General features: G+C 63.6%; 7 protein-coding genes and 2 pseudogenes. 6 read left to right on the forward strand and 3 right to left on the reverse strand.

The features are described 5' to 3' along the window. The 3 genes and pseudogenes from AC32QD_RS07910 to AC32QD_RS07920 form a co-directional block, all read right to left on the reverse strand. The coding region (locus tag AC32QD_RS07910) for a helix-turn-helix domain-containing protein (protein ID WP_492009949.1) at positions 1 to 249 on the reverse strand (249 nt) is incomplete at its 3' end. Between the two features lie 589 nt (positions 250 to 838). Continuing rightward, positions 839 to 1,978 (reverse strand): annotated as a pseudogene (locus AC32QD_RS07915) (ATP-binding protein); the annotation flags it as partial. Then, positions 1,972 to 2,106, reverse strand: a pseudogene (locus tag AC32QD_RS07920) (transposase); the annotation flags it as partial. The pseudogenes AC32QD_RS07915 and AC32QD_RS07920, both read right to left, overlap by 7 nt. A gap of 402 nt (positions 2,107 to 2,508) precedes the next feature. Here AC32QD_RS07920 and AC32QD_RS07925 point away from each other — a divergent pair. The 6 genes from AC32QD_RS07925 to AC32QD_RS07950 all read left to right on the forward strand — a co-directional run. Further along, positions 2,509 to 4,203, forward strand: a complete 1,695-nt coding sequence (locus tag AC32QD_RS07925; protein WP_492009950.1) for an ABC transporter substrate-binding protein — start codon at positions 2,509 to 2,511, stop codon at positions 4,201 to 4,203. Positions 4,204 to 4,251: 48 nt separating this feature from the next. Continuing rightward, on the forward strand, positions 4,252 to 5,211 hold the full coding sequence (locus tag AC32QD_RS07930) for an ABC transporter permease (RefSeq protein ID WP_492009951.1): 960 nt from the start codon (positions 4,252 to 4,254) through the stop codon (positions 5,209 to 5,211). A gap of 42 nt (positions 5,212 to 5,253) precedes the next feature. Then, positions 5,254 to 6,168 (forward strand): ABC transporter permease, encoded by a 915-nt coding sequence (locus tag AC32QD_RS07935; RefSeq protein WP_492009952.1) that lies wholly within the window; start codon positions 5,254 to 5,256, stop codon positions 6,166 to 6,168. Positions 6,169 to 6,294: 126 nt separating this feature from the next. Further along, on the forward strand, positions 6,295 to 7,296 hold the full coding sequence (locus tag AC32QD_RS07940) for an ABC transporter ATP-binding protein (RefSeq protein WP_492009953.1): 1,002 nt from the start codon (positions 6,295 to 6,297) through the stop codon (positions 7,294 to 7,296). Next, entirely contained in the window at positions 7,293 to 8,321 is a 1,029-nt protein-coding gene (locus AC32QD_RS07945; RefSeq protein WP_492009954.1) for an ABC transporter ATP-binding protein, read from the forward strand. The genes AC32QD_RS07940 and AC32QD_RS07945 overlap by 4 nt, the downstream gene beginning before the upstream one ends. A 180-nt stretch (positions 8,322 to 8,501) precedes the next feature. Continuing rightward, the coding region (locus AC32QD_RS07950) for a transposase (protein ID WP_492009955.1) at positions 8,502 to 8,813 on the forward strand (312 nt) is incomplete at its 3' end.

Here is an 8,813-nt window from a genome sequence, read left to right on the forward strand (position 1 = left end):
CGAGCGCCGCGTCTTGTCGCGCAGCAGACCCTCGACCCCGGCCTGCATGAACCGCTCCTGCCAGCGCCATACCGTCACTTTGCTCGTGCCGGCCCGGCGCATGATCTCGCCGGTGCCCAATCCGTCGGCCGTCAGCAATACGATCTGCGCTCTCCATACGTGCTTTTGCGGGCTGTTCCGGTCGGCAACAATCGCCGCCAACCGCGCCCGCTCAGCCGCCGACACCTCGACCGTGATCCCCCCGCGCATGCCCCATCTGCCTCGGCAGGCGCGAGCATACACTGTTTCAGGACTCTTATGTTAGGTTTATACTACTAGGTCACGGGAACGATTTCACCCCCAGCGTCGTCGCGCAAGCCGATATTAGAGAGACAAAATAAAGATTGATATTCCTCTGTATTTTAGAGCGCCGTCCATCATGAGGTCGAAGATATCGAAATTGATGGAAACAGGGCGACCGCGGTGATCGCTACTACTTTTCCCCAATGTACTGAATTCTGCCAGTTCTGGGAGGATCTTCAGCAGGCAGGGCGAGGATCATCTCTAAAATCATTCGGAATATTCACGGAGCTGGCGCCGTGTGTCCCGGAGAACGGAGACTCGGCCCTCAAAAGCCGCATTGCCTACCACTGGGACCCAAATTTCGGCTGGCGCCAAGTGGGAAACTCGACCTTTTTAGCGGTTGCACCGCCCGTGGACATTAGAACTGGCGCGAGGGGGAAACCTGTCAACGGCGGGGCGAAAGGAGGCCATTGTGGCGGAGTAAAATCCGGCCAGTGATGAAGCAGCGCAACGATATGCAGAGGGGCCCCTCTGCATGTCGGAGGCTCGGTTGCGATCACGGGTCTCGGATTTCGCCGGTGCCGGGGTCGACGGCGAGGCCGGCCTCCCGGGCGAGTTGCCCTCGCCATCGGGCTTTGGAGTGCTTGAGAGGGTAAGATTCACCGTTGATCTCCAGGATATCGACATGATGGGTGAGCCGATCGAGCAGCGCGCCGGCCAGCCTCTCCGACCCGAACACGCTGGTCCATTCCTCGAACGGCAGGTTGGAGGTGAGGATCGTCGAGCTTTGCTCATGGCGCTGGCTGAACACCTCGAACAACAACTCCGCCCCGGTTTGCGAAAGCGGCATGCATCCCAGCTCATCGACGACCGGCAGCTTGGCGGCGGCGAGGCTTTGCTGCAGCCGCAGCAGCCGGCGCTCGTCGCGCGCTTCCTGGAGCTGGTGGACGAGGCCGGCGGCGGTGAGGAAGATCAGCGATAAACCGCGCTGACAGGCGGCCAACCCCGGGGCCGGCGCGACAGGGGTCTTCCCCGTTCCGCTATTGCCGAGCACGATGATGTTGTCGCGGGCCACGACGAACCCGCAGCGCGCCACCTCCAGCGCCAAGGGCTTGTTGAGGCTGGGCATGGCGGCGAAGTCGAAGGTGTCCAGGCTCTTCACCGCCGGCTTGGCGTTGCCGTACAGGATCGACAGCGGCACGCCCCCGAAGAAGGCGAAGGCCGAGATGTGCCCGTCGAGAAACGCTTCCGTCGTCTCCGCCGGGCAGGCCTTCACAAACGGCGCGTCGGAGCGAGGCAGGTCGAAGCAAAACACGTGCATCACTGGGCGCACGCCGCCGATGATGCCGATGCGCTGGGCGAAATCGGCCCGCGCATGACCGGGCGGATGCGACAAGGGCACGCAGGCCTCCTTCATCCGCACCCGTTCCAGCCGGTCATAGTCCTTCACCACCGTGTAGCCGCCGGCATAGCCGTACTCGGCCCGCAGCCGCTCGAAGATCCGCTTGGCCGTATGACGCTGCTTGCGCGGTGCGCTCCGGTCCGACGCCAGGATCGCGTCTATCACCGGCATATGCGGCCCCGGCTTCGGCTTCTCCGGCGGCTTGCTCCGTTGGTAGCCCGCAGGCACCGAGTACCGGCACATCTTGGCGATTGTGTCCCGGCTCAGCCCAAACACGCGCGCCGCTTCCCGCCGCCCGGCACGATCATAGGGAGGTGCGGGTGGCGGGCCATCGCCGAGCCCCGGGTATGGAGCACGGCGGTGGCGCCGATGCGGGCGCCGAGGTGCTTGCGATCGGCCGCGATGGTGAGCAGGGTCGCGGCCGGCGCGCCGACCGGGCTCCGGCGCATGTCCCGACATCCGGCGGTCCGACAGGCCCTGCGCAACCCGTACTTCGGCGGCCTCGGTCTTCCCCGCCTCCATGTCCCTGCCCAAGCTTAACCCGATCGAACCGCCATGGTACGGACCCGTATGCCCGGTGGTGTGGGAGGGGCGGCGCCGCGAGGCGTTCCCCCATCCCGATCTCGTGCCGGCTGGCGGTCGTTCCGGTCCGTTTGGCCGGCGGCGGGAGCGATGCCGGGCCGACGGCTCGCACCCGGGTAAAGCACACCCGGGTGCCGCACAAGCGCGGTGGGCGCACCGCAAAAAAATAATGCTGACAACCTCGCATGCCTGGTCTACGCTTCTCGCAAGGCTCCACTAAAGGAGCCACAAGGAGCAGGGTTATGGCTAAAATCGTCTCGGAGATGGGAACCGTTGTCCCCGCGCCCAGTGCGTCGTTGTCGCGTCGCGACGTACTCGCTGGTACCGCCGCCGGTGTGCTCGCGGCCAGCGTGCCGCGTCTCGCCGCCGCCGCGCCCAAGAACGGCGGCACTATCTTCATGCATTCCTATGCGTTCCCGCCGCCGAACTGGCACCCGCACTGCACGAATACCGTCCAGGTCATCAGTTACTCGGGGATCTACAACCAGCTCGTCGAGTACAACCCGGAGACCGAGGATCCGTTCGATCTGCGCGGCGACCTGGCCACCAGCTGGGAGCTCAGCAAGGACGGCAAGGTCTATACCTTCCATCTCAATCCGAAAGCGAAGTGGCAGGACGGCACGCCGGTCACCGCCGAGGATGTCGTCTATTCGATGGACAGCATGGTGGACGCGGACGCCAAGCCGCCGCGCGTGGTGACCCTGCCGGCCATCGGACCCTATTATGCAAAGGGGACGGCGCACGCGATCGACGCCCATACCGTGGCAATCCCGCTCAAGATCCCGTTTGCCCCCGACTTCATACCGACCCTGGCGTTGGACTTCTGCAAGATCATCGCCAAGCATTGGGGCGAGTCGAAGATCGACGTACAGAAATGGGAGAACGCGATGGGCTCCGGGCCGTTTAAGCCCGGCAAGTTCGTCAAGGACGTGTCGATCGAGCTTCTTAAGAACGAGAAGTATTGGAAGGAGGGGCGGCCGCACATCGACCGCATGGTGCATTACACGATCAAGGACAAAGGCACCGCCATCGCCGCCTACAAGACCGGGCGCGTATTGGAGGGCGTGTGGGGGGTCAACAACCTTAGCAACAAGGAAGCGGTTCAGGTCGGCAAGGAAGCGGGGGACAAGCTGCGCATCGAGTATATCAAGAACGCCGCCATCAACTTCTTCTTCATGAATACCAGTGTGAAGCCGTTCAATAATCCGAAGGTCAGGCAGGCCGTCAACCTGGCCCTCGACCGCCCGGCCATGCTCAAGACCTTCGGGGTGCCGGGCCTCGATACCCTCGGCCCGCCGCTCGGCGTCGGGCTCTGGTTCAGTCGGTCGGCAGAGGAGATCGCCAAGCTGCCCGGCTGGCGGCAGGTCGATGGCAAAAAGGACCCGCAGGACATCGCCAAAGCCAAGGCCCTGCTGGCCGAGGCCGGCCATCCCAACGGCTTCAAGGCCGAGATGATGGTCAGGCAGGTGGTCGAATACCCCGATCAGGCAATCCTCTACAAGGACCAGCTGAAGAAGATCGGCATCGACCTCACGATCAAGCTCGTCGACAGCGCCACTGGGTTCCAGCGCTATTTGCGGGGTGATTGGGTGTGTGCGGCCCAGGCGAGCGGCAATTTCATCGCCGCACCCGATGCCGTTCTCGGCAGGATGTGGATGCCGAAGGGGACATGGGCGCGCTACGCCCGGTCCGTCCCCCCGAAATGGTGGCAGGACGACTATGTCCGGCAGGCGGGCCAGGCTGACAAGGAGAAGCGCAAGGCCATCCTGCGCAAGATGGAAGATCACCTGATCCTCGAGGACCCGGGCGGTCTGGCGGTGATGTACTGGACCGCGAGAAGCTGGATCTTCAACAAGAAGGTCAAGGGGATCCACCCCGCCGGGTCGCTCTGGGCCGGGTTCAAGCACGACACCGACTGGCTCTCAGTGGAGGCGTGACGGCCGGCGAAGAGCGGGGTTCAGAGGGCTCGTTGCGGGAGGGCGTCGATGCAAGCCTACATCGCGAAACGGTGCTTGCTGTTAATCCCGACCTTGCTGATGGCCACGCTGGTGGCGTTTCTGCTGCTGCGCGTCATCCCCGGCGACCCGGCGCTGGTGAAGCTGGCAGGCGAGACCGGAGACGCCACCTTCACGCAGGCCGAGCTGCACGCACTGCGGCACAAGCTGGGCACGGACGAGCCGCTCTACGTCCAGTACGGCAAGTGGGTCTGGGGCATGCTCCATCTGAATTTCGGCGAGTCCATGTTTTTTGAATCTCCCGTTTCCAATGACCTCGCCGAGAAGTTTCCGATTACCCTGGAGCTGACCGTCCTGGCGATGCTGATCGCCATGATCATCGCCGTGCCATTGGGCCTGATTTCCGCGATCAAACAGGATACCCCTACCGACTATGTCGCGAGGATCATTTCCATTGCCGGGGTGGCGTTGCCGAACTTCTGGGTCGGGATTCTGATCGTCTATTTCCTGGTACTGTTCTTCGCGTGGATGCCGCCTCTCGGCTACGCGACACTGTGGGACGACCCGGTCACCAACCTGCAGCAGTTCTTCTTTCCGGCGCTCGCGCTGGGTTTCTACCAGATGGCATTCACCGCGCGAGTGACCCGTTCTTCGATGCTGGAGGTCTACCGGGAGGACTATACCCGCACCGCACGGGGCAAGGGCCTCGCCGAGCGGGTCGTGATTTTGCGGCACGCGCTGAAAAACGCCCTGCTGCCGGTGGTCACCATTTCCGGCTACCAGTTCGGCCGCCTGCTAGCCGGTACCGTGGTGATCGAGAACATCTTCATGATCCCGGGAATGGGCAAGCTCCTCGTCGACAGCGTGTTCCACCGCGACTACACCGAAGTTCAGGCGATCGTCATGGTGATAACGGTCACGGTGCTGGTTTTGAACCTGGCCCTGGATCTGGTTTACGGATGGTTAAACCCGCGCATCCGTTACCAGTAACCGGCTGCGAGAAACCGACTTCCGATGGCGCAGAGGTAGGCAATGGCGCAAGACAGCACGGGCATCGTAGCCTCCCCAGCGGTATTGCCGGGGCACGGCGGGCTGCCAGGCGGCGCGATCTGGCAATACATCGGCCGCTTTGCCAGGAGAAAGCCTCTGGGCGCTTTCGGGGCGGTCATCGCCCTGCTGGCGATCATCGTCGCCGTCTTTGCCCCGCTCATCGCCCCGCACGATCCGAATGCGACGATTGCGGCTCTCGTCTATGCCCCTCCTGGCTCGCAATACTGGCTGGGCGGCGACCAGGTGGGCCGTGACGTGTTCAGCCGGCTCGTCTACGGCGCCAGGGTCTCTCTCTATGCCGGGCTGTTGAGCGCGTTCATCGGCTCCGGCATCGGCATGTTGGTGGGCGTCACCAGCGTCCATTTCGGCGGCAAGACCGATCTTGTCGTCCAGCGCATCATCGATGCCCTGATGGCCTTCCCGCCCCTCATTCTGGCGATTTCCATCATGGCCGCCCTGGGCGCGTCCTTGAACAATGTCGTCATCGCGCTCAGCGTCGCCTTCATCCCCAGCACGGCGCGGGTGCTGCGCTCCCAGGCCCTGAGCGTCAACGAGATGGATTACATCCTGGCGGCGAAGGCGGTCGGAGCCAGCCACGCCCGCGTCATTTTCCGCTATATGATCCCCAACTGTCTGGCCCTGTTCATCGTGCTCGTCACGCTCTATCTGGGTGTCGGGATCGTGGCGGAGGCCACTCTCAGCTTCCTTGGGATCGGTGTTCCTCCCGATGTCCCGTCTTGGGGAGGCATGTTGAACGGCGCCGCACAGACCTATGTGAACGTCGCCCCGTGGCTGGGGGTGTTTCCCGGCGCGGCCATAGCCATCGTCGTGTTGGCCTGGAACCTCCTCGGGGATGCCCTGCGGGACGTGCTCGACCCGAGGCTCAGGGGGACCTGACCGAGCTCGATGGCTCGCGGTGATCGAGCGCACCGGCGCCCAGGCGCCCCTGGTGCGCCGAACCAGGGGCCCCAGCGAGCACCGATCCCATCATAACCGTGCTGTTTCATTGTCGAAAGCGCCCCCATGGCAACGCTGCTAGAGGTTCGCGATCTAAGGACCCACTTCTTCACCCCGGCCGGCGTGGTGAAGGCGGTCGACGGCGTCTCCTACACTCTCGAAGAAGGAGAGACCCTGGGCCTCGTCGGCGAAAGCGGCTGCGGCAAGAGCGTCAGCGCTTTTTCCATCATGCGCCTGATCCCCAACCCGCCCGGCAAAATAGTGGGCGGAGAGGTCATCTTCGACGGTCAAGATCTGCTTAAGCTGTCGGACCCCGAGATCAGGCATGTCCGGGGCAAGCAGATTGCCATGGTGTATCAAGAGCCGATGACCTCCCTCAACCCGGTCCTCTCGATCGGGCGCCAGCTTACCGAGTCGCTCGAACTCCACCTCGCGATGAGCAGGACAGAGGCGCGCAGGGAGGCGGTGCGCCGTCTCGAGCAGGTCGGGATACCGGACCCGGAGCGCAGGCTCAGGCAGTTCCCCCATCAGTTCAGCGGCGGCATGCTGCAGCGAGTCATGATCGCCATGGCGCTGAGCTGCAGTCCGAAGCTCATTATCGCCGACGAGCCGACCACCGCGCTCGACGTGACCATCCAGGCCCAGATACTGGATTTGATGAAGGCTCTCAGCCGGGAGTACGGGGTCTCGCTGCTGATCATCACGCACAATCTGGGCGTCGTCGCCCGCTACGCCGATCGGGTCAACATCATGTATGCCGGCAAGATCGTCGAGCGGGGAACGGCCAGAGAGATCTATCGGAACCCGAGCCACCCCTACACCCTGGGCCTGCTGAACTCTGTTCCCCGGCTTGACCTGCCCAAGAAAGAAAAGCTGGATCCCGTCGGAGGACAGCCTCCCGACCTGCTGCACCTGCCGCCAGGGTGCGCCTTCCGCGAGCGGTGCCGATTTGCCGTGGACAGATGCGCAGAGGAGACACCGCCCTTGCGGCCGGTAAGCGCCGGTCATTTTTCCGCCTGTATCGCAGCCGAGAGCCTGGCGTCGAGAGCAAAGGAGCAGGCGGCATGACGACGATCGAGCGGACCCTGCATGAGCCGGCAGACAATGTGCTGATCGAGGTAAAGAACCTGAAGATGCACTTCCCGGTGACCTCGGGCGTCCTCGTCCAGCACAATGTGGGATACGTTAAGGCGGTCGATGACGTCAGCTTTGTCGTAAGGCGGGGAGAGACGCTGGGGCTGGTAGGCGAGAGCGGGTGCGGGAAGACCACAACGGGGCGATGCATCCTGCAGTTTTACCGGCCCACAGCCGGTACCGTCCTGTTCGGCGGCAAGGATTTGTGCCGCATGGGGGGGCGCGATCTGAGAGGCATGCGCCGCCACATGCAGGTGATATTTCAGGACCCCTACAGCTCGTTGAACCCGCGCATGACCGCCGGCAGCATCGTCGGCGAGCCGTTGCTGGTGCAGGGTCTTACCAAAGACAAACGAGCTTACCGAGAGCGGGTCGCCGAGCTGTTCTCGCTGGTTGGGTTGCGCAGCTCGATGGCCGACAGGTTTCCGCATGAATTCAGCGGCGGGCAGCGACAGCGCATCGGGGTGGCCCGGGCCTTGGCCGTCAACCCGCAGTTTGTCGTGTGCGACGAGCCGGTGTCGGCGCTCGACGTGTCGATCCAAGCCCAGATCGTCAACCTGCTGGAGGAGTTGCAGGAGAAGTTCGATCTGACGTACCTATTCATCGCCCACGATCTGTCGGTGGTCAGGCACATCAGCGACAGGGTGGCGGTGATGTACCTGGGCCGCATCATGGAGATCGCCGCACGAGACGCGATCTATGCGAACCCGCTCCACCCCTATACCGAGGCGCTGCTTTCCGCGGTACCGATACCCGATCCCGTGATCGACACGCAAAGAGAGCGCATACCCCTCACCGGAGAGGTGCCCAGCCCGCTCAATCCGCCGAGCGGATGCGTGTTCCATCCCCGCTGCCGGATGGCAACCACAGCGTGTCGGGAAGTGGTGCCCGAGCTGCGGCAGATCCAAACCGGCCACTGGACAGCCTGCATTCATGCGCCCGGATACGGCTCGCCATAAAGCATCCGCAGTAAAGGGTCCAACTCGCACGCCGGTCACACCGTCGAGCTCCGCGCTTCGCACAGACCAGCTTCGCCGCAGTACCCGGCTCTCTCGTCGGCGACGGCTGGATGCCTCCAGAAACCTCGCGGTTTGAGGGATTTCGTGATTCGATGATGCGGGTCTGCGCTGGGGGCGGGGATGCGTGGTCAGGCGGGATTTTTCGATCTCGATGAGCGGCTGAAGGAGCTTTCGGCGAAGGGTGACGCGCTGGAGCGGCTGAAGGCGGTGGTGGATTTCGAGTTGTTCCGGGCGGATCTGGAACGCGCGGTGCCGCGCGCGGATCGCTCGAAAGGCGGCCGGCCGCCCTTCGACCCTATGCTGATGTTCAAGGCCTTGATCCTTCAGGCGAGCCATAATCTGTCGGACGAGCGCGCCGAGTATCTGAACCGCGACCGGCTGTCGTTGATGCGCTTCCTCGGGCCGGCCGGCACGGTGCCGGACGCCAACACG

This window comes from Thermohalobaculum sp., from assembly GCF_058622915.1.